This is a genomic window from Thiohalobacter sp. COW1 (assembly GCF_016629505.1).
Lineage (GTDB): Bacteria > Pseudomonadota > Gammaproteobacteria > Thiohalobacterales > Thiohalobacteraceae > Thiohalobacter > Thiohalobacter thiocyanaticus_A.
In genome coordinates this window covers 3,483,255-3,500,567 of record NZ_AP024239.1, presented here as the reverse complement: position 1 = coordinate 3,500,567, position 17,313 = coordinate 3,483,255, and the positions used below count along the sequence as shown (strand labels likewise).

General features: G+C 58.3%; 24 protein-coding genes. 2 read left to right on the top strand and 22 right to left on the bottom strand.

What is annotated here, in order from left to right:
- Positions 1-5 precede the first annotated feature (5 nt).
- Positions 6-1,097: a HAMP domain-containing sensor histidine kinase gene (locus COW1_RS16640; RefSeq protein ID WP_201344878.1), complete on the bottom strand. Its 1,092-nt coding sequence runs from the start codon at positions 1,095-1,097 to the stop codon at positions 6-8.
- Positions 1,098-1,179: 82 nt separating this feature from the next.
- Complete coding sequence (locus COW1_RS16635) at positions 1,180-2,289, bottom strand: NnrS family protein (RefSeq protein ID WP_201344876.1); 1,110 nt, start codon at positions 2,287-2,289, stop codon at positions 1,180-1,182.
- An 89-nt stretch (positions 2,290-2,378) separates the two neighbouring features.
- On the opposite strand from COW1_RS16635, the gene COW1_RS16630 reads away from it, so the two are divergent.
- Entirely contained in the window at positions 2,379-3,290 is a 912-nt protein-coding gene (locus COW1_RS16630) for a hypothetical protein (protein WP_201344874.1), read from the top strand.
- Between the two features lie 14 nt (positions 3,291-3,304).
- Here the strand turns inward: COW1_RS16630 and COW1_RS16625 are convergent, their stop codons facing one another.
- The 15 genes from COW1_RS16625 to COW1_RS16555 form a co-directional block, all read right to left on the bottom strand.
- The gene (locus tag COW1_RS16625) at positions 3,305-3,547 is read right to left on the bottom strand and encodes a DUF4282 domain-containing protein (RefSeq protein ID WP_201344872.1); all 243 of its coding nucleotides are present in this window, start codon (positions 3,545-3,547) and stop codon (positions 3,305-3,307) included.
- Positions 3,548-3,601: 54 nt separating this feature from the next.
- A complete protein-coding gene (locus COW1_RS16620; protein ID WP_201344870.1) occupies positions 3,602-4,237 on the bottom strand; it encodes a LysE family translocator in 636 nt (211 codons plus the stop codon).
- Positions 4,238-4,349: 112 nt separating this feature from the next.
- Positions 4,350-4,742 (bottom strand): hypothetical protein, encoded by a 393-nt coding sequence (locus COW1_RS16615; protein WP_201344868.1) that lies wholly within the window; start codon positions 4,740-4,742, stop codon positions 4,350-4,352.
- A 327-nt stretch (positions 4,743-5,069) separates the two neighbouring features.
- Positions 5,070-5,276: a PhzF family phenazine biosynthesis protein gene (locus COW1_RS16610; RefSeq protein ID WP_242466551.1), complete on the bottom strand. Its 207-nt coding sequence runs from the start codon at positions 5,274-5,276 to the stop codon at positions 5,070-5,072.
- Between the two features lie 278 nt (positions 5,277-5,554).
- A complete protein-coding gene (locus COW1_RS16605; protein WP_201344864.1) occupies positions 5,555-6,094 on the bottom strand; it encodes a PEP-CTERM sorting domain-containing protein in 540 nt (179 codons plus the stop codon).
- A 254-nt stretch (positions 6,095-6,348) separates the two neighbouring features.
- Complete coding sequence (locus COW1_RS17295) at positions 6,349-6,672, bottom strand: helix-hairpin-helix domain-containing protein (protein WP_201344862.1); 324 nt, start codon at positions 6,670-6,672, stop codon at positions 6,349-6,351.
- A gap of 98 nt (positions 6,673-6,770) precedes the next feature.
- A complete protein-coding gene (locus COW1_RS16595; protein ID WP_096366941.1) occupies positions 6,771-7,088 on the bottom strand; it encodes a multidrug efflux SMR transporter in 318 nt (105 codons plus the stop codon).
- A gap of 83 nt (positions 7,089-7,171) precedes the next feature.
- Positions 7,172-7,471, bottom strand: a complete 300-nt coding sequence (locus COW1_RS16590) for a HigA family addiction module antitoxin (protein ID WP_096367609.1) — start codon at positions 7,469-7,471, stop codon at positions 7,172-7,174.
- An 11-nt stretch (positions 7,472-7,482) separates the two neighbouring features.
- A complete protein-coding gene (locus COW1_RS16585; RefSeq protein ID WP_096366942.1) occupies positions 7,483-7,764 on the bottom strand; it encodes a type II toxin-antitoxin system RelE/ParE family toxin in 282 nt (93 codons plus the stop codon).
- Between the two features lie 169 nt (positions 7,765-7,933).
- Positions 7,934-8,293, bottom strand: a complete 360-nt coding sequence (locus tag COW1_RS16580) for a hypothetical protein (RefSeq protein WP_157745665.1) — start codon at positions 8,291-8,293, stop codon at positions 7,934-7,936.
- A gap of 109 nt (positions 8,294-8,402) precedes the next feature.
- A protein-coding gene (locus COW1_RS16575; protein ID WP_201344860.1) for an IS3 family transposase occupies positions 8,403-9,592 on the bottom strand; the annotation gives its coding sequence in 2 pieces (ribosomal slippage) (positions 8,403-9,295 and positions 9,295-9,592; 1,191 coding nt in all).
- Between the two features lie 72 nt (positions 9,593-9,664).
- Positions 9,665-10,315, bottom strand: coding sequence for a DUF4145 domain-containing protein (locus COW1_RS16570; RefSeq protein ID WP_096366945.1), 651 nt, complete (start codon positions 10,313-10,315; stop codon positions 9,665-9,667).
- Positions 10,316-10,346: 31 nt separating this feature from the next.
- The gene (locus tag COW1_RS16565) at positions 10,347-11,129 is read right to left on the bottom strand and encodes a hypothetical protein (RefSeq protein WP_201344858.1); all 783 of its coding nucleotides are present in this window, start codon (positions 11,127-11,129) and stop codon (positions 10,347-10,349) included.
- Positions 11,130-11,234: 105 nt separating this feature from the next.
- On the bottom strand, positions 11,235-11,675 hold the full coding sequence (locus tag COW1_RS16560) for a hypothetical protein (protein ID WP_201344856.1): 441 nt from the start codon (positions 11,673-11,675) through the stop codon (positions 11,235-11,237).
- A 102-nt stretch (positions 11,676-11,777) separates the two neighbouring features.
- Positions 11,778-12,041: a hypothetical protein gene (locus COW1_RS16555; protein WP_201344854.1), complete on the bottom strand. Its 264-nt coding sequence runs from the start codon at positions 12,039-12,041 to the stop codon at positions 11,778-11,780.
- A 318-nt stretch (positions 12,042-12,359) separates the two neighbouring features.
- Here COW1_RS16555 and COW1_RS16550 point away from each other — a divergent pair, with 318 nt between their 5' ends.
- Positions 12,360-13,403 carry an integron integrase gene (locus tag COW1_RS16550; protein ID WP_201344852.1) on the top strand — a complete coding sequence of 348 codons (1,044 nt, stop codon included), beginning with the start codon at positions 12,360-12,362 and terminating at the stop codon, positions 13,401-13,403.
- On the opposite strand, the gene COW1_RS16545 is transcribed toward COW1_RS16550, so the two are convergent.
- The 5 genes from COW1_RS16545 to petA form a co-directional block, all read right to left on the bottom strand.
- A complete protein-coding gene (locus tag COW1_RS16545; protein ID WP_201344849.1) occupies positions 13,387-13,788 on the bottom strand; it encodes a ClpXP protease specificity-enhancing factor in 402 nt (133 codons plus the stop codon). The genes COW1_RS16550 and COW1_RS16545 overlap by 17 nt on opposite strands.
- Positions 13,789-13,850: 62 nt before the next feature.
- Positions 13,851-14,477 (bottom strand): stringent starvation protein SspA, encoded by a 627-nt coding sequence (gene sspA, locus COW1_RS16540; protein WP_201344847.1) that lies wholly within the window; start codon positions 14,475-14,477, stop codon positions 13,851-13,853.
- A 126-nt stretch (positions 14,478-14,603) separates the two neighbouring features.
- Positions 14,604-15,344 (bottom strand): cytochrome c1, encoded by a 741-nt coding sequence (locus COW1_RS16535; RefSeq protein ID WP_201344845.1) that lies wholly within the window; start codon positions 15,342-15,344, stop codon positions 14,604-14,606.
- Positions 15,344-16,597, bottom strand: a complete 1,254-nt coding sequence (locus COW1_RS16530; protein WP_370590874.1) for a cytochrome bc complex cytochrome b subunit — start codon at positions 16,595-16,597, stop codon at positions 15,344-15,346. The genes COW1_RS16535 and COW1_RS16530 overlap by 1 nt, the downstream gene beginning before the upstream one ends.
- The gene (gene petA / locus COW1_RS16525; protein WP_096366954.1) at positions 16,594-17,184 is read right to left on the bottom strand and encodes a ubiquinol-cytochrome c reductase iron-sulfur subunit; all 591 of its coding nucleotides are present in this window, start codon (positions 17,182-17,184) and stop codon (positions 16,594-16,596) included. Before petA ends, COW1_RS16530 begins: the two co-directional genes overlap by 4 nt.
- Positions 17,185-17,313 lie beyond the last annotated feature (129 nt).

Here is a 17,313-nt window from a genome sequence, read left to right as displayed (position 1 = left end):
CGGTTTCAGCGGCCGCCGGCCTGGCCCTGGATGCGCGGCAGGACGAAATAAAAGCAGCTGCCGCGCGGCCGGTTCGGGTAATAGCCGATCTCGCCGCCGTGTTGGTCGATAATGCCGCGCGAGATCGCCAGTCCCAGACCGGTACCTCTGCGGCGCTCACCCGAGCGTAGCGGCGCCTGGGCGAATTTCTGGAACAGGCGCGGCACGAAACTCTCCGGCACGCCCTCGCCGTCGTCGCAGACGCTGACCCGCACCCGATCATCCTGCGGCTGCAGGTCCACCCGCACCTCGCCGCCGGGCGGGGAGAAACCGGCCGCGTTGGACAGCAGATTGCCCAGCACCTGCAGCAGGCGCTGTTCGTCGGCCATGACCTGCAGATCCACCCGCGGCGGCTCGAACACCAGACGCACCTCATGCTGGTCGGCGTAGGGCGCATTGATATCCAGCGCCGTGCGGATGACCTGGGCCAGGGCCTGGGGCGCGAAGCTGTACGGCACGCCGCCGGAGGCGAGCTTTTCCATATCCAGCAGATCGTTGATCAGATACAGCAGTCGGGCGCAGTTGCGCTGAGCGATATCGACCAACTCCAGTGCCTGCGGAGTCAATTCCGGCACCACCTGCGGATTGAGCATGCCGATGGCCCCGCGCAGCGCGGTCAGGGGCGTGCGCAACTCGTGACTGACCGTGGAGATGAACTCGTCCTTCATCGCCTCGGCCGTCACCCGCTCGGTCAGGTCACGCTCGATGGCGGCGAAATAGCGCACGCCGCCGTCAGGATCGACCAGGGGCACGATGTTCATGTCCAGCCAGTACCTGCGCCCCGATTTGCTGTAGTTGAGGATCTCCTCGCGCACCGGCTGGTTGCGGGTCAGGGCCGCGTGAATGCGCCGGCGGGTCGCGGGATCCGTATCCGGCCCCTGCAGAATGCGCGGAGACCTGCCCAGCACCTCCTCCGGCGTGTATTCGGTGAGATCGGTAAAGGCCCGGTTCACATACACGATGCGGGGCCCCGGCTCGTCCAGCGGCGCGACCTCGGTGACGATCACGATATCGTTGGCGTTGGCGATGATGTCCTTGAAATCGAAATCCGGGTCCAAGCGGGTTCTCCATGCTTCGCGCGGGCTGAGGGTGCGAGTATCGGGCGCGCAGGCAAAAACGCAAGCCCGACGGGAAGCGGGTTCACCGGCCCCGGGCGGCCTGCCACTGCAGCCACAGCCCCAGCAGCAGCGCCAGGCACCACAGGCCGGCCCCCGACCACAACAGCGCCGCCCTGGCCGGGGTCGCCGGCAGCGCCGCCAGCCGGACCAGGGCCGCCAGCCCGGCCAGCACCACGGCCGGGCCGAGCAGGTGCAGCCCAGCCAGCGACAGGTGACGCTGCAGGCGCGCCGTGCGCGCCGACATGACCAGGGTGAGCGTCCCCAGCGCGCCCACGGTGAGGGCATGCAGGGCATGGCCGGGCGGCAGCACAGCGGTGATCTGCGCCAGTCCCTTGAGCGCCAGCCCGGCCGGCAGCCACAAATACCCCAGCGCCAGCGGCCACAGGTCGGCACGCCGCCACGCATAGCCCAGCTGCCAGGCGCGCGCCCGGGCCAGCGCCAGGCCCGCCGCCGCCAGGGCCATTGCCCCGGCCCGGTCTGCCAGGCCGGCCAGATCCCCCAGCAGCTGGCCCGCCATCACCGCCGCCAGGGGCAGTTCCCAGGCCCGGCGGCGGTGATCGCGCCGGGCGATGCCCTGACGTTCCAGCCAGCCGCCCAGCGCCGCCGGCAGCACCCGGCCGGCGATCAGCAGCATCATCAGGGTGAACAGATCCACCGTCCCGAGCAGTGCCCGCTGCTGCAGCTGGGGCTGCTGCAGCACCGCCCCCAGCCACCAGAGCGCGTCCAGCACCAGCAGCAGTACCAGCAGCAGCGGCAGGATGCGGTTCTCCGGCCGCTTGGCCCCCCGCCACAGGGCCCGGCCGGCCAGCCATGCCAGCAGCACCGGGAACGCCACGCCAGCCGGGATGGCCGCGACCGACGCCGGTGCCAGGGCGGCCGATCGGCCCACGCCCCAGGCGGCGACCAGACCGAGCAGCAGGGCGGGACGCGCCCGTGTCACCAGGAATCCCGCCGCCATCAGCAGGGCATAGCCGTACAGGAGTTCATGCGCGTGCCAGAAGACGCTGCCGCCGAGGCCCAGCCACAGCAGCGGCACCAGCGCGCCGAAGCCCAGCGCCAGCGGGAACAGAATGTGATGCGGCACCCGCCGCGGCCGCCCTGCCGGCCTGGGGGTCTCTATCCGTTGAGGCATGGACACAGCATAGGGTTGGCGGCGATCGGCGCAATTGATCCAGGCCAACCCCTTGCCGCGGTCAACCGTTCCTGTAGTAGGCTAGCGCCATGCACCCTGAGAGAACCAGGCCCGGGACCGCGGCACTCGCCCACAGCGAGTTCTGGCCGCGGCTGCTGGAACGCGAACGGCATGCGCTCGAGCGCGGTGCGCTGCAACCGATCGAGACGCAGCAGGCGCTGCTGGAACGCGACGGCGTCACCTGGGTGGTGCGCCGGGTATCGAGCCTGGCACGCAAGGCCAGGGACAGAGAGCGCCGGCAGACGCAGAATGATGCCGGACCGTCGAATCCCTTCCTGCCGCCCGAGGCGGATCTCACCATTGGCGCCGTCGGGCACGGGCACCTGTGCATCTTCAACAAGTTCAACGTGATCGAGCATCACATCCTGCTCGTCACCCGGGCGTTCGAGCACCAGGAATGTCTGCTCACGCCCGCGGACTTCAGCGCCCTGGCCTGGTGCATGCGCGAACGGGGCGGGCTGGGCTTCTACAACGGCGGCCAGGTGGCCGGCGCCAGCCAGACGCACAAGCACCTGCAATGGATTCCCCTGCCGCTGCTCGGCACCGGGCCGGCCGTGCCCATCACGCCGCTGCTCGACGGCCCGGACGCGCCCGGCCGCATCGTCCGCTGCCCCGCCCTGCCGCTGCCGCATGCCTTCGTGCGCCTGAGGCCCGACGCCATGCGCGGGAACGGCGACCTGTACCGCCTCTATATCGCCCTGCTGGAGGCCATCGGCATCGAGGCGCTGAGCCTCGGCGACGAGACCCGCCAGTCCGCCCCCTACAACCTGCTGCTGACCCGCGACTGGATGCTCGCCGTGCCGCGCACCCGCGAATGCCACGAGGGCATCTCCGTCAACGCCCTGGGCTTTGCCGGATCGTTGTTCGTGATGCAGGCCGGGCAACTCGAGCGGATCAGGTCCGTCGGCCCGCTGGCGCTGCTGCAGGCGGTGACGGACTGAGCACGGCCAGAAGGTCAGTTCCGGGCGACCCGCTTGATATTGTCGTGGATCTTGAACAGCACGATCAGCAGTTCGCACCAGATCCGCGCACCGATCGCCCCGCCGACGATCATCGCGACGCCGCCCAGGAAACCGCCGGTCTGGCCACTGAACATGATACCCAGCCCCGAGATCAGCACCCCCAGCAGCAACAGCCAGTAAACCACGGTGATGATCTTGGGGGTGAGCATGCTGTCGAAGAAAAGGACATCTTTCATTGTTGTTTCTCCCTTATTCTCGGTTAGGCAATCTGACTCTGCACCCTCTGAAGCCTAGACCGTTCCGGTGGGCAATGCCAGCCGCAGCGCCAGCAGCACAAAGACGCACCCGGCCAGCCGGTGCAGCCAGCGCTGCGTGCGGGGAGAACCTGACAGCCACTCGCCCAGCCGCCCGGCCAGGAGGGCGACGGCGCCGAACACCAACAGGGTCGCTGCGATGAACAGCGCGCCGAGCAACCCCACCTGCAGGCCCACCCGGCCGTATTCAGGCGCGACGAACTGCGGCAGGAACGCCAGAAAGAACAGCGAGACCTTGGGATTGGTGAGATTCATGATAATGCCGCGCCGATACAACTGCCCCCCGGAGAGCAGGCTGGAACGGCCGCCTGCCAGGCCCTTTGCTCCCGCGGCGGTAAAGGCCTGCCAGGCCAGGTAGAGCAGATACAGGGCACCGGCGAGTCGAAGCAGGGTAAAGGCCAGCGGCGAGGCGAGCAGCAGGGCTGCCACCCCCAGGCCGACCAGGGCGGTATGCACCAGCAACCCGGTGCACAGCCCCAGCACCACCAGCAGACCGGCCCGGGCCCCGAACAACGCCGACTGGGTGAGGACAAAGAGATTGTCCGGACCGGGCGCCAGGCCGAGCAGGATCGAGGCGGCGATAAAGGCGCCCAGTTCCGGCAGGGGAATCATGCCGCCGGACGCCCGCCACCCGGCCGGGGCCGGACACAACGAAAGGGCCGCACCGTCAGACGGTGCAGCCCCGGACACATTTGAGTGAACCAGTTGTCAGACAACAGCGCGATCAGCGGTTCTGGCCCATGCCTCCGCCCTGACCCATACCGCCGCCCTTGTGCATGCCATTACCCTGGCCCATACCGTCGCCTTTGCCCATGCCGCTGCCGCGGGCAGGCGGCTCGTCGGGCAGGGTGACGCCACGTTCCCGCGCGCGCATCTTCATGCGTTCATGGTGCTCCTGACGGATCTGCTGGCGCTCCTCGGCGGAACCGGCTGAACGCATGCGCTGACGATACTCATTGCGCTCCTGCTCGGTCATCAGCTGGCTGCCGTAGACCTGCTCCTGCTGCTGGGTCCGGTCCTGGACCTGGGCGCGGTCCTGATCCGCGGCGACAGCCAGCCCGGAAGACAACAGCAGCGAGACGGACAGCGCTGAAATCTTCAACATATTCTTACTCATGACTCACTCCTTGTGCAGTGCAATCCGGGGAAACCTTGCGCTGGACATCGTACCCATCCAGGCATTCAAAACATAAACGATTTTCACGGGAATGCCAGCCCGCTTTCCTGATGCAAATCAACCGGAGAGGATTCAGCCGCGCCCCTCCCCGTGTGCCGCAAACGCACGGGGCCGGCAGCACTCAGCGGCCGGCACATACAGCCGGGCGGGCCGGCAATTGAAGGAGTGCCGGACGCCTTATTACAGGGAGTGCGTATGATGTCAGCCGTAATCGGCGTATTCGCAACGAACAACGTGAACGGAAAATGCGTCCGGGATCAAGCATTGTCAGGCGTCGAAGGCGATCTCTGCCTGCATGAACATTACGGCACTTCCATCCAGCACGACCCGGGTCGTCCTTGCCTTCGCATGGAAGGCTGGCAGCACGCCTGGGTACCTGGCTGGCGAACACTGTGTTTTCCCCGGTTTTCCAGCCCCGTACGGCGCGGGCTTGCAATAAGCCGAACCCGTGACGGGATCTTCTGGGATCCCCACCTTTGGAGCAAAGAAACGACTGACAAAATCCACATCAGTGCCTGGCGCAGTCACGATGACACCACGCACAAGCCAGCAACTCGACAGGGCGTACGCCAATGGTGTCAGCCAGGGCCTCGGAAATCTCGCAGGGAGTCGGCGGGAAATCCATTTTCAATTGGCAAATCAAAGCAGCTATGCGACGACAGGAGCGAAGCTGCTTTTATTCGTCCGAGTGCTTTTTTGTTCAGCAAAAAAAGCCCCGTTAATGAACGAGGCTTTTAAATATGACCACTAGGTTAAGATGCTTTTCTTCTTCTCGAAAACCCTATTCCAGCCAACCCGAGCGCGAGCAATGCAATACTTGCGGGTTCCGGAACCGCAGAAACATCACCTGTCAGATCAGCAGTGCTGTTCGTTTCGGAAAACCCAACGGACCCAAGGCCAATAGGAACATTATTGGTAGCCTGCAAAGCCAATTCGTATGTTCCTGACCCTATGATTTCCGGAAAACTGTAACTGAAGTCATATAATCCAAGCGCATCAGTCTGTACGAATGAAAAACTACCGACTGTTACGGAATTAATGAGCACATCAAAATCAACAAACGCACCGCCGTTCAAACTGTTGTAATCAAGCTCAAGCGACAGGTCGAGTGAGGTGACGCCATTTATCCCAGTGCCTGAAAAAGTTTCCTGAACGGAATGTGAAGTGAGAAAAAAATATTCCCCGGCTGATGCCGTCGATGCTGACGTGCTGCTCGGGAAGTCAACTGTAATCAACCCTGCATTTGCTGTTCCAACAAACAGGCACACAAACAGACAAACGATTTTTTTCATTTTCTTCTCCAATTATTAAATGTTCTAAGTGATCAGCCCAGCAACAATAATGCCATAACTTCAGCTTATTGTTTTTCGGATAATATTATTGGCTGCGCAGTCTGCCTTTTGCATGAGTGTAAAAATCACTGACACCTATCGGGAACAGGCTAAAAGAATTCTACACTTGACTAAGTACCAAGTTTCAATGCTTACGTTCAAGCTGCGTAGCGCAATCAAAGCTCATCAATGCCCACGCCGGACTGGCTGACTTGTCAGCCGTGTACTCGTTTATTTCGGCCTTCATTGAGTATTCTACCGTACCGGCGTTTGCGCTCTTCTGTATATGCCCACCACGGTTTAGGGAAGCCTCCGCCGACGTAATCAGTTATGGACATGAATATGTCCAGCACGCATGGGTCCTGGCGAGATCCTCTGCGTTCACATAGAGTTTCATAAAGTTCCCATGCGTCACGGCCTTCCAGATCCTTTAGCACACCGATTCCGATCAATTCAAGAACCTGCGCCATTGCCGGACCTATGTTCGGAAGATCGGTAAGCTTCTTGGTTTTGGTTCTTTCGACTTTGCTCGGGTTCATAGATAGCGGCTAACGCCCCGCTAATCGTCGAGCGTTAGCGAGTCCGGTGGAGGCCACAGCTTTTGTGGCCGGAACGAATTTGAGCAGCTTATTAGCACTTAATGCGCCAATTTTAATGTTGCTACCCCAGCCACAATCAGCACGACGCCGAGATAACGAAGAATTGACGCCGGATCGCCGTAATACATGACCCCAACCAAGAAAGTGCCTGCCGCGCCAATTCCAGTCCAAACAGCATATGCAGTGCCAATGGGGATTGAGCGCTGAGCGAGAAAAAGAAAGAAACCGCTCATACCCATGAACAGAACAGCAACACCAATTCCGGTCCAGCGGGTCTCTGAAATTTGTGCCATCTTAAGCCCAACGGGCCAGCCGATCTCCAATAAGCCAGCAAGCAACAAATAAAACCAACCCACTACGGAACTCCTATTGATTGCTAACGTCGCCCATAAGCCGCGCGATCTTCCTGTCGGCATGATGGGCTGGTTAGTACCCTTTTCTATGCCGCATGGGGCGTAACTTCTTTGTCCAGCCGTTTGGCGAGCTCCGCTTCTGCACACAAAAGATCGTAACGCGACTGAAGATTGAGCCAAAACTGCGCCTCCATGCCAAAGTACCGACCGAGGCGCAACGCCGTATCAGCTGTAATAGACCGCTTGCCTTGGGTAATTTCGCTTATACGGCGTTGCGCCACACTGATATCTTTTGCAAGGCGGTATTGAGATATACCCATGGGCCGCAAGAATTCCTCAAGCAGAATTTCACCAGGATGAATGGGATCGAAATCTCTCTTAGCCATGACTGACACCTCTAATGATAATCAACGATATCCACCTCATGAGCATCACCGGCTTTCCAGATAAAGCAGATACGCCATTGATCGTTGATTCGTATACTGTATTGACCTGCCCTGTCACCCTTCAGTTTTTCAAGACGGTTGGACGGTGGAATTCTCAATGATTTGAGATCGCTCGCCGCAGCGAGCATTTCCAGTTTCCGTGCCGCAAGGCGTTGAATGTCTTTGGGAATCCGCTTCGAATAGCACCCCTGATAAATCTTCTCAGCTTCCTTGCCCTTGAACGATTTGATCATAGCGAGGAATACTATTGTATCGCGTTAGTATTGTCAAGCAACACTATTTTGGGTCTCGTGAGTTCTAACGCCTAGCTCAGCCGAGGAGGCGCGTCAGCGCCGATGTCGGATGGAGCGACGTGTTATGTGTTACTTCGATGCACAAGCTCACTTCGCACTCCTAGACCAGTTACATGCACTCTCTTTCTTTTGAAAATAAATTTGATGAGCTGCATTTCACTAACCAACGGCGGAGCCCGGTATTAAGATTCTGTTGCCACTGCACCAATTTTGACTCTACCTGTGCATCCGTTAATGGGAATTTGCTAGGCGCACTACCTACCCAGAATTGAACCTGACATATTGCTTTACCAGCACAAGCATTACCTACCGCAAGGCGATAGACATCTTCATTGTCTTTTTGTGTGGCATCTACAGCCACGAAATGCATGATCCCTGACTTCCCTGTGATCTTGTAATCATCGCTCGCAGTCGCAATAATAGGCAGCCAAACGACAAAAAATAAGAATAAATTAGTAATACTCTTCATTTCTCAAACCTCTCTCTTGTTGTTACACATAACGATAAAGCTGTGCGGCGCAAACGAAGCGCAGTGTAGTTTGCGTGATATTCCCCCGATAAAATGGACACCCGGTTTGTCACGCTGTTTTTTGTTCATACTCTATCGGCGACAGGTAGCCCAAACCCGAGTGCAACCTCACCGCATTGTAAAACCGATTGATGTATCGGGACAGGGATCTGCGCAATGTGCTTGTCCGTCTATATACCGAGCCACGAACAAGCTCCCCTTTGAGACTATGATAAAACGACTCCATGTGCGCGTTGTCCGTACAGCGCCCCGGACGGTTGAAGCTCTGGCGAATGCCATGCTGTTTCATCAGATCCCGGAACTCATATCCGGTAAACTCAATTCCTCTGTCAGTATGTAGAATGATGTTGCTTGGACGCCCTCGTTTCTTCAGCGCATATGCCAGGGCGGCTTGAGTGAGCTTTGTCGTGCGCGTGGCTGCCAGTGACCAGCCTATTATCCGTCGCGAATATCGATCCATGACGGTAGCAAGATAGCGCCATTGCTGATTGACTTTCAAATACGTCACATCCGCCACCCAGACCTGATTGATAGCCGTGGGCGCTTCCAGGCCTTTCAATAAATTCTCGCCTGCCGTCTTGAAGCGCATCAGTCCTGGCTGACGGCGCGTGACCAGCGTCACCCTGGCCCTCAAACCTGCCCCTCGCATTAGCCTTTCTACCCGCTTCCGGCCCACCAATACCCCCTGTTGTCGCAGGGCTTGATGGACCCGGGGGCTCCCGTAGCGACCCTCGCTTCGCCAATAGATGCGCGATATATGCTTCAGGAGCTGTTGATCTTCCTGGTGGCGCTGCGAGGCTTGGCGTTTCTCCCAAGCATAAAGGCCACTGGTGGAGACGCCCAGCCAGTGGCATAGAAACCTCACTCCGATTTCCCGGTATCTTTGGACGAATCCAAATCGTTCTGATGTTGTTCCGCCAGATACCGTTGCCACTTTTTTAGGAGATCGTTCTCCTTTCTCAGGCGCTCGTTATCCCGTTTTAGTCGATCAATCTCTGATAAATCCTGTAGATTAATCGTCGTTTTCTCTTTGTCCACTCGCACGCGTTTCCGGCCATCCTCTTGTAGTTTTCCGTCGCGGTATTCCTTTCGCCAGCGTGACAACATGAAAGGATGAATATCCAGCCCTTCAGCCACTTGCTTGACTTGAATTCCTTCCTGGTAGCTAAGCCGTACCGCCTTAACTTTGAAATCGTTTGTATATTGCCAGGTCTTTCTGGGTTGCGTGTATCTTGCCATTTTCACACCTCCTGAGTTATCAGAAGGTGTCCACTAAAGCGGGGGAACTACAACGTCGGCTGGGGCGCTTGGTTAGGTGCTTTCTTTTTCATTATCGTCGCCATCCCTTTTTTGCACCGCATCTCTTGCACCTTCTGGCAGTTGAGAATATAACTCATCAATTTCTTTCGGCCGCGTAATGCGATCTTCGACGATAAAGTTAATCATACTAAAAAGATTTTGTGCGATATCTGGAGTGTCATTCAGATCTATTTCACCAGGATGTACTGCGTTGTTGCCGACTACCCGGCAAAAGTCTAGTGCTTTCTGAACCTGAATTGGCAACCCGCTTGCCACCAAAGACTTTATATCATTGTTGATGTTTTCTCCGCTTTGCCCAAGTTCGGCCATTAATTTCTGAACAGCTAACCGCAATAGAGCAGCTGCAGCTCTAGGGGAACGACCAAAAACAGATCTAGCCTCTTCGTATTCAGCTTCACAGGACTCAGGTAAATCTGGGTGCGAAGGTGGGACTGGCGAATCAGATGGCACGATCATTCTTTGTTGGTACCAATAAGTATGTTCGCCACAATGACTACATACCGATGCCTCGAAATCGGTGCCACGAGCATTACTATGCATATGGGTATAAAGACTGAACCAGGATTGGCGAGCGAAAACATTGCAATAAATACAATGAAACTGATTTTCCTGGTACGTTGGTGGATAGTATTTATGCTGCATCTGCTATTCCTATTGGCACCTAACGTTCGCGCTAAGGCGCCGAGGGGCGCGCAGCGTCCCCGAGGTCGCTCTTGAGCGCGTTGTTATGCCCGCTGTTGGACGAACTTTGTATTGCCTTCTCAATTTGTTTCAACAAAGACTGAATATCTTTCACCCAGGCCGACTCCGCCGCAAAACGCGCCTCGGTAGCTGCATGGTTCGTTTTGTCGTTTTCAGCTTGCGCAGCAGATGTCGCGTTTTGTTGCATCAGGGCGCAATAGCTCAACCAAACCCCTGCCGCACCAACAGCAAATGCCAAAACTATTGCAACGTTTGTTTGCAAATATTGTTTTTGGAATCTGCGGTCTTCGGGAGCGACAAAGGCATGTGCCTCCAAATCCCGTAATGGATCAAGTGGCACAATTTCTTTAAATGCGAAATCGATTACGAGGCGCGCAATGTCTTTGTCAGGAAATGGAGATGACAGTTTCAAGTTTTTATCTATTCCCCGCCCAAATTCATACACTGATGTATGAACATCCGGGGTTACTTTGTACGAGGCGATGTATCCACGGGCCTGCAAGTAGCCCAGTAGGCCGACTAGGACTGCGACTATCTCCTGTAAATCTTCTACCTTGTTGATTATCCAACCGAAGACTTCATCTGATGCCTTTTCAACCTCGAACCGATACTCTGCATCGGTCTTGGTGAGGTCGATACGAATCTTTGTTCGCTCAAGGTGGGCATCTAAAAAGGACATGAGTTTCCTCTGTCCTCGCTCTGACTTAACAAGAAACGAGATGAATTGTTTCTCAATGTCGCTGTAACTTCTCATGCTGGCACTCGATGGCATTCAAGGGCATAACGCTTAGGTAAGTGGCGGAGCGTAAGCGGAGTCCAAGCATGTGCGTTTTTTGCACATGCGAACTTGACCGTTTTGTTATGTGTTGTTAGTTTCAAAATATTTCTTCCAAAAAGACAGTACTTCTTCTGCCAATGCCATTACAGGTATTGATGTTACGCCGAGTTCCTTAGCTTCTTTATCTGTAAGGACAAGAGTAAGTACGGTTTCGAAGTAGCCGTCATGAACATAACCGTCTTCGACATATACGTCAATTGCAGTATTGCTGACAGAGGCTTTTTTAGGGTTTGTGACTTTGAAATGTTTGGCACCAGTAGCCAAATGCGACGAGACCCTTAAATAGGGGTTGTTGTCTTTTATTTTGGTGTCGCCAACCCAGTCTGGTAAATGCTCTGCTGTTACAAAGAAATTGAATGCTTTGTACGCATCATTACTATCTTTTTCTAACTCATTAAAGTCATATTTGAGCTTTTCAAATAATGAAAGCGAGTTAGTAAGATGTAGAAATCCATTTTTCATAATTATTTACACATAACGCTTTTGTTCAGCGGTGCCCTTGTAGCGCAGCGAAAAGGGCATCCGGTGGAGGGCCAAAGGCCCGGAACGTACTGGAACTACTTGTTAGCGCAGCAGAATATCCACACCTGCCAGCACGCTCCCAATGCCACAGACGAACAGAGAGGAAATAAATTTGTTCCTTATCCCCGCAAGTGCATCGGAATTTTCGAGAACCTTATCTGCTTTGTGAAAAATGAAACGGTACATTCGCACGGGGTTGCTCATTAAAGAGATCTCATCAACTGCAAAAAACCTATAGATGACTCCACGTTCCGGATCGGCCTCATTCAAGCACTGCTGCAGTCGGATAACTGTTCGGTAGTACATCAATGTTCCAGTCAAAAGCAGAACGATTGCTATTAAAAGAAGCATCACTATGTCTCAGTAGCGCTAACAGTGTGTATCTGGAGCTTTGCCGTGATATAACACGGCGATTTTCCATATATCCCAACTCCGGGCAGTCCATAATTTCTGCCCACCACTTCAAAAACTACCCTTTTTATTCCAGCATATCAAGCATATGGGATGCGGCTTCATCGGTTACCTTGCCCGGTTATATGCCTGCTTCGCCGCCTATCCCGCAGGGGTTGCGGAACGGCCGCTTCTTTTGTACTGTACAGACATACAGCTCAGGGAGAGAGCTCTATGCACAAGGACCGCCCTAAATCACCATTCCTCAATCAGGTGCGTGACGCGATCCGGACCCGGCACTACAGCATCCGCACCGAAGAGGCCTATCTCGGCTGGATCCGGCAGTTCATCCTGTTTCATGGCAAGCGGCACCCGAGCGAGTTGGGCGAAACCGAAGTCGGCGAGTTCCTGACCTATCTCGCGGTCGGGCGCAATGTCGCCCCCAGTACTCAGAATCAGGCGCTCAACGCCCTGGTGTTTGTCTATCGGCATGTCATCGGCCGGCCGCTGGGCGATATCCTTGGGGCTGTTCGGGCGAAGCGTCCCGAACGCCTGCCGGTGGTTCTGACCCGGGACGAGGTGCGCAGGCTGTTTCAGGCGCTGGATGGCCCCCACTGGTTGCCGGCCTGCCTGTTGTACGGCTCGGGTCTGCGGTTGATGGAGTGCCTGCGCCTGCGGGTGAAGGATCTGGATTTCGATCACCGCAGCATTACGGTGCGTTCCGGCAAGGGCGGCAAGGACCGGGTAGTCGTGCTTCCCGATCCCTGCATCGCGCCGCTGCAACGGCATCTGGAATCAGTCCGCAACCTGCACGAGAAGGATCTGCGTGACGGCTTCGGGGCGGTATGGCTGCCGCATGCGCTGGCGCGTAAATATCCGCGCGCAGCCACCTCCTGGGCCTGGCAGTATGTCTTCCCCGCCAGCCGGCGCAGTGTGGATCCCCGTTCCGGCGTCGTTCGGCGGCATCACCTGGATGAAAGCTGCGTACAGAAGGCCGTGAAACTGGCCGTCCGCAAGGCGCGGATCCTGAAACCGGCGAGTTGCCATACCCTGCGCCATTCATTCGCGACGCATCTGCTCGAACGCGGGATGGATATCCGCACAGTGCAGGAACAATTGGGGCACAAGGACGTGCGCACCACACAGATCTACACCCATGTGCTGCAACGCGGCGGGAATGCGGTACTGAGTCCGCTTGGGGAGGTACTGGGCAGTGCGCAGGAACAGGGGGCGGATGAGCGCCCCGCCCCCGCGGGAAGGCTTACTTCACCACCTTGAGCGAGGGCCGGCCCTTGTCGTCGTCGGACTTGTCCTGCTCCGGGCCACCGCCGCCGTCGGGCGGCTCGGGGCCGTATTCGTCCTCGTTGAACATCATGCCGCGGCCGTTTTCCTGGGCGTAGATGGCGAGCACGGCGGGCACCGGGATGACGATCTCCCAGGCGCGGCCCTGGAAGCGGGCGCTGAACAGGATGTACTCGTTGCCCAGTTCCAGCCCGGCGACGGCGGTGGGATTGATGTTGAGCACGATCTTGCCCTCGTCGACGAACTGTTGCGGGACTTCGACGCCGGGATAGTCGGCATTGATCAGCAGATAGGGGGTCTGGCCGTTGTCGATGATCCACTCGTTGATGGCGCGGATCAGATACGGCCGGCTGGGGCTCATGTCTTCCATAGGACCGGACTTGCAGATGCGGCGCGGAACGGCGGTGTTCCGGCCGGTGAATTTCAGTCGCGCATTTCGCGTTCGGCGTCGGTCAGGCTCTGCTGGAACGAGTCGCGGGCGAAGATGCGCTCGGCATAATCCCACACGGCCTTGGACTGCTTGGGCAGGTCGATCTTGTAGACCGGCAACCGCCACAGCAGCGGGGCCACATAGCAGTCGATGAGGCTGAATTCCTCGCTGAGGAAGAACGGCATGGCGGCGAACACCTCGGCGCTGGAGGCGATGCTGTCGCGCAGCATCTTGCGGGCCTTGGCGGCGGCCTTCTCGCCCTTGGTGTCGATGTCGCGCAGCAGACCGTACCAGTCCTGGTCGATGCGGTACATGGCCAGGCGCGCCTTGGCGCGGGAGACCGGATCGACCGGCATCAGCGGCGGGTGCGGGAAGCGCTCGTCCAGGTATTCCATGATGACGTGGGAATCGTAGAGCACCAACTCGCGGTCCACCAGCGTCGGCACGGTCTGGTAGGGATTGAGATCGATCAGGTCTTCCGGCAGGTTGTCCAGGTCGACGTTGACCACCTCGACGGTGATGCCCTTCTCGGCCAGCACGATACGCGCGCGATGGCTGTAGGGGCAGCTGGCGCTGGAAAAGAGTGTCATGACGGAACGACGATTGGCGACTACGGCCATCTGGATTACTCCTGGGCTACTCCGGATTGGGCGTCTGGCGCAGAGTATACCTGAAAAAGCACCGAGCCGGGGCGCACGCACGCGCCACCGGCCCGGGGCCTTACCTGTACTGTCCGGGGCGTACCGTCAGTGTACGTCCTTCCAGTATTCCTTCTTCAGCATGTAGGCCAGGATGGTGAAGATCACCAGGAAGCCGATCACCCACAGGCCGATGCGCTTGCGCTCGAGCCGGATCGGCTCGGCGATATAGGTCATGAAGGCAGTCAGATCACGTGCGGCCTGGTCGTACTCGGCCGGACTCATGCTGCCCTGCTCGACCAGTTCCAGATCGACGATCGCCTTGTGCTCCTTGCCGTCCTCGTCGACCGTGGTCTCGTAGACCGGCTGCTGGAAGCCCTGCAGCTGCCACAGCACGTGCGGCATGCCCACCTTGTCGAAGATCAGGTTGTTCACGCCGAAGGGGCGCGAATCGTCCAGGTAGAAGGAACGCAGGTAGGTGTAGATCCAGTCCGGTCCGCGCGAGCGGGCGGTCAGCGACAGGTCCGGCGGGGTCACGCCGAACCAGGCCTCGGCCTGCTCGCCCGGCATGGCGATGGTCATGGTCTCGCCGACTTCCTTGCTGGCGAACATCAGGTTGTTGATGACCTGGTCGTCGGTCATGCCCAGGTCCCGCGCCATGCGGTTGTAGCGCTGGAACTGCGCCGAGTGGCAACTCAGGCAGTAGTTGGTGAACAGCTTGGCCCCGCGGCGCAGCGAATCCTTGTTCTCCAGGTCGATGTCGGCGGAGTCGAGATGGACATTGCCCCCCGCGGCCTGCGCCAGAACGGGGGTCAGCATGAACAGCAATGCAAAGAGGATCTTTTTCATTAGTGTGTCACCCTTTCCGGTACCGGCTTGGTGGAGTCCATCTTCGTGTAGATGGGCATCAGCAGGAAGAACGCGAAATAGATCGCCGTGAAGATACGGGCGAGCAGCGTCAGGGTTTCCGTTGCCGGCTGCGTACCCAACCATCCAAGCACGATAAAGGAGATCACGAACAGGGTCAGCGCACCCTTGTACAGCGGGCCGCGGTAGCGGATCGACTTCACCGGACTGCGGTCGAGCCAGGGCAGCAGGAAGAAGATCAGCACCGCAATACCCATGGCCGCCACGCCGGGGAAGGCCGAGCCGGCGATCGAGGGCACGGCGCGCAGGATGGCGTAGTAGGGCGTGAAGTACCAGACCGGGGCGATGTGCTCGGGGGTCTTGAGCGGGTCGGCCGGCTCGAAGTTCGGCGGCTCGATGAAGTAGCCGCCCATCTCCGGCACGAAGAACACCACGATGGCGAAGAAGATCAGGAACACCCCGACTCCGAAGATATCCTTGACGGAGTAGTAGGGATGGAACGGGATGCCGTCGACCGGAATGCCGTTGGCGTCCTTGTTCTTCTTGATCTCGATGCCGTCGGGGTTGTTGGAGCCGACCTCGTGCAGCGCCATGATGTGCGCCACCACCAGGGCGATCAGCACCAGCGGCACGGCGATCACGTGGAAGGCGAAGAAGCGGTTCAGGGTGGCATCGGCGATGACGAAGTCGCCGCGGATCCACAGCGCCAGGTCGTCGCCGACGATGGGGATGGCCGCGAACAGCGAGATGATGACCTGCGCGCCCCAGTAGGACATCTGGCCCCAGGGCAGCAGGTAGCCGAAGAAGGCCTCGGCCATCAGCGCCAGGAAGATCAGCACGCCGAAGATCCAGATCAGCTCGCGCGGCTGCTTGTAGGAGCCGTAGAGCATACCGCGGAACATATGCAGGTACACCACGATGAAGAAGGCCGAGGCCCCGGTGGAGTGGATGTAGCGGATCAGCCAGCCCCACTCCACGTCGCGCATGATGTACTCGACCGAGGCGAAGGCGCGCTCGGCATCGGGCTTGAAATGCATGGTCAGGAAGATGCCGGAGACGATCTGGATGACCAGCACCAGCAGCGCCAGCGAGCCGAAGAAGTACCAGAAATTGAAATTCTTCGGCGCATAGTATTTCGCCATGTGGTCGTTCCACAGCGAACTCAGCGGGAAGCGGCCGTCGATCCAGCCCATCAGGCCGCCCTGAATCTTGTCGTTGTTTGAACCGGCCATCATGCAGCTCCTTGATCTTCGCCAACGAGGACAACGGTATCGCCGATGTAGCGATGCGGCGGCACCGGCATATTCAGCGGTGCCGGCATGCCCTTGTAGACACGCCCGGCCAGGTCGTACTTGGAGCCGTGACAGGGGCAGAAGAAACCGCCCAGCCAGTCGTTGCCCAGGTCGGCCGGGGCCACATCGGGGCGGTATTTGGGCGAACAGCCCAGATGGGTGCAGATGGCGACCATGACCAGGACGTTCTCCTTGATGGAGCGGGCCTGGTTCTGGGCGTATTCGGGCTGCTCGGAGGCCTGGGAGTCGGGATCGCTGACCCGGTCGGTCAGTTCATCCAGGCTCTGCAGCATCTCGTCGGTGCGGTTGACGATCCACACCGGCTTGCCGCGCCATTCCACGTTGAGCATCTGGCCGGGCTCGATCTTGCTGATGTCCACCTCCACCGGCGCCCCGGCCGCCTGCGCCCGCGCGCTCGGCCACATGGACTTGACGAAGGGAACGGCCACATACACGGCACCCACGGCACCGACCACGCTCGTGGCGGCGGTGAGGAAGCGGCGCCGGCTGGTATCTACGCCATCACTCATCTAAGGCTCTCCAGGTAATTTTGATCAGACATATATTTAAAAGGCTTCGTTATGGCCCATGCAGGCGGGTCATTCTAGGCGGGCTGGCCGCGGAATGACTTGATGTTGATCAGGCTCGCGCGCCGGGAG

Bases quoted from the DNA above. Each gene is read 5' to 3' on its own strand.
- COW1_RS16635 (WP_201344876.1), bottom strand. From the start codon at position 2,289: ATGCCTCAACGGATAGAGACCCCCAGGCCGGCAGGGCGGCCGCGGCGG.
- COW1_RS16630 (WP_201344874.1), top strand. From the start codon at position 2,379: ATGCACCCTGAGAGAACCAGGCCCGGGACCGCGGCACTCGCCCACAGC.
- COW1_RS16625 (WP_201344872.1), bottom strand. From the start codon at position 3,547: ATGAAAGATGTCCTTTTCTTCGACAGCATGCTCACCCCCAAGATCATC.
- COW1_RS16620 (WP_201344870.1), bottom strand. From the start codon at position 4,237: ATGATTCCCCTGCCGGAACTGGGCGCCTTTATCGCCGCCTCGATCCTG.
- COW1_RS16615 (WP_201344868.1), bottom strand. From the start codon at position 4,742: ATGAGTAAGAATATGTTGAAGATTTCAGCGCTGTCCGTCTCGCTGCTG.
- COW1_RS16605 (WP_201344864.1), bottom strand. From the start codon at position 6,094: ATGAAAAAAATCGTTTGTCTGTTTGTGTGCCTGTTTGTTGGAACAGCA.
- COW1_RS17295 (WP_201344862.1), bottom strand. From the start codon at position 6,672: ATGAACCCGAGCAAAGTCGAAAGAACCAAAACCAAGAAGCTTACCGAT.
- COW1_RS16590 (WP_096367609.1), bottom strand. From the start codon at position 7,471: ATGGCTAAGAGAGATTTCGATCCCATTCATCCTGGTGAAATTCTGCTT.
- COW1_RS16585 (WP_096366942.1), bottom strand. From the start codon at position 7,764: ATGATCAAATCGTTCAAGGGCAAGGAAGCTGAGAAGATTTATCAGGGG.
- COW1_RS16580 (WP_157745665.1), bottom strand. From the start codon at position 8,293: ATGAAGAGTATTACTAATTTATTCTTATTTTTTGTCGTTTGGCTGCCT.
- COW1_RS16570 (WP_096366945.1), bottom strand. From the start codon at position 10,315: ATGCAGCATAAATACTATCCACCAACGTACCAGGAAAATCAGTTTCAT.
- COW1_RS16565 (WP_201344858.1), bottom strand. From the start codon at position 11,129: ATGAGAAGTTACAGCGACATTGAGAAACAATTCATCTCGTTTCTTGTT.
- COW1_RS16560 (WP_201344856.1), bottom strand. From the start codon at position 11,675: ATGAAAAATGGATTTCTACATCTTACTAACTCGCTTTCATTATTTGAA.
- COW1_RS16555 (WP_201344854.1), bottom strand. From the start codon at position 12,041: ATGTACTACCGAACAGTTATCCGACTGCAGCAGTGCTTGAATGAGGCC.
- COW1_RS16550 (WP_201344852.1), top strand. From the start codon at position 12,360: ATGCACAAGGACCGCCCTAAATCACCATTCCTCAATCAGGTGCGTGAC.
- COW1_RS16545 (WP_201344849.1), bottom strand. From the start codon at position 13,788: ATGAGCCCCAGCCGGCCGTATCTGATCCGCGCCATCAACGAGTGGATC.
- sspA (WP_201344847.1), bottom strand. From the start codon at position 14,477: ATGGCCGTAGTCGCCAATCGTCGTTCCGTCATGACACTCTTTTCCAGC.
- COW1_RS16535 (WP_201344845.1), bottom strand. From the start codon at position 15,344: ATGAAAAAGATCCTCTTTGCATTGCTGTTCATGCTGACCCCCGTTCTG.
- COW1_RS16530 (WP_370590874.1), bottom strand. From the start codon at position 16,597: ATGATGGCCGGTTCAAACAACGACAAGATTCAGGGCGGCCTGATGGGC.
- petA (WP_096366954.1), bottom strand. From the start codon at position 17,184: ATGAGTGATGGCGTAGATACCAGCCGGCGCCGCTTCCTCACCGCCGCC.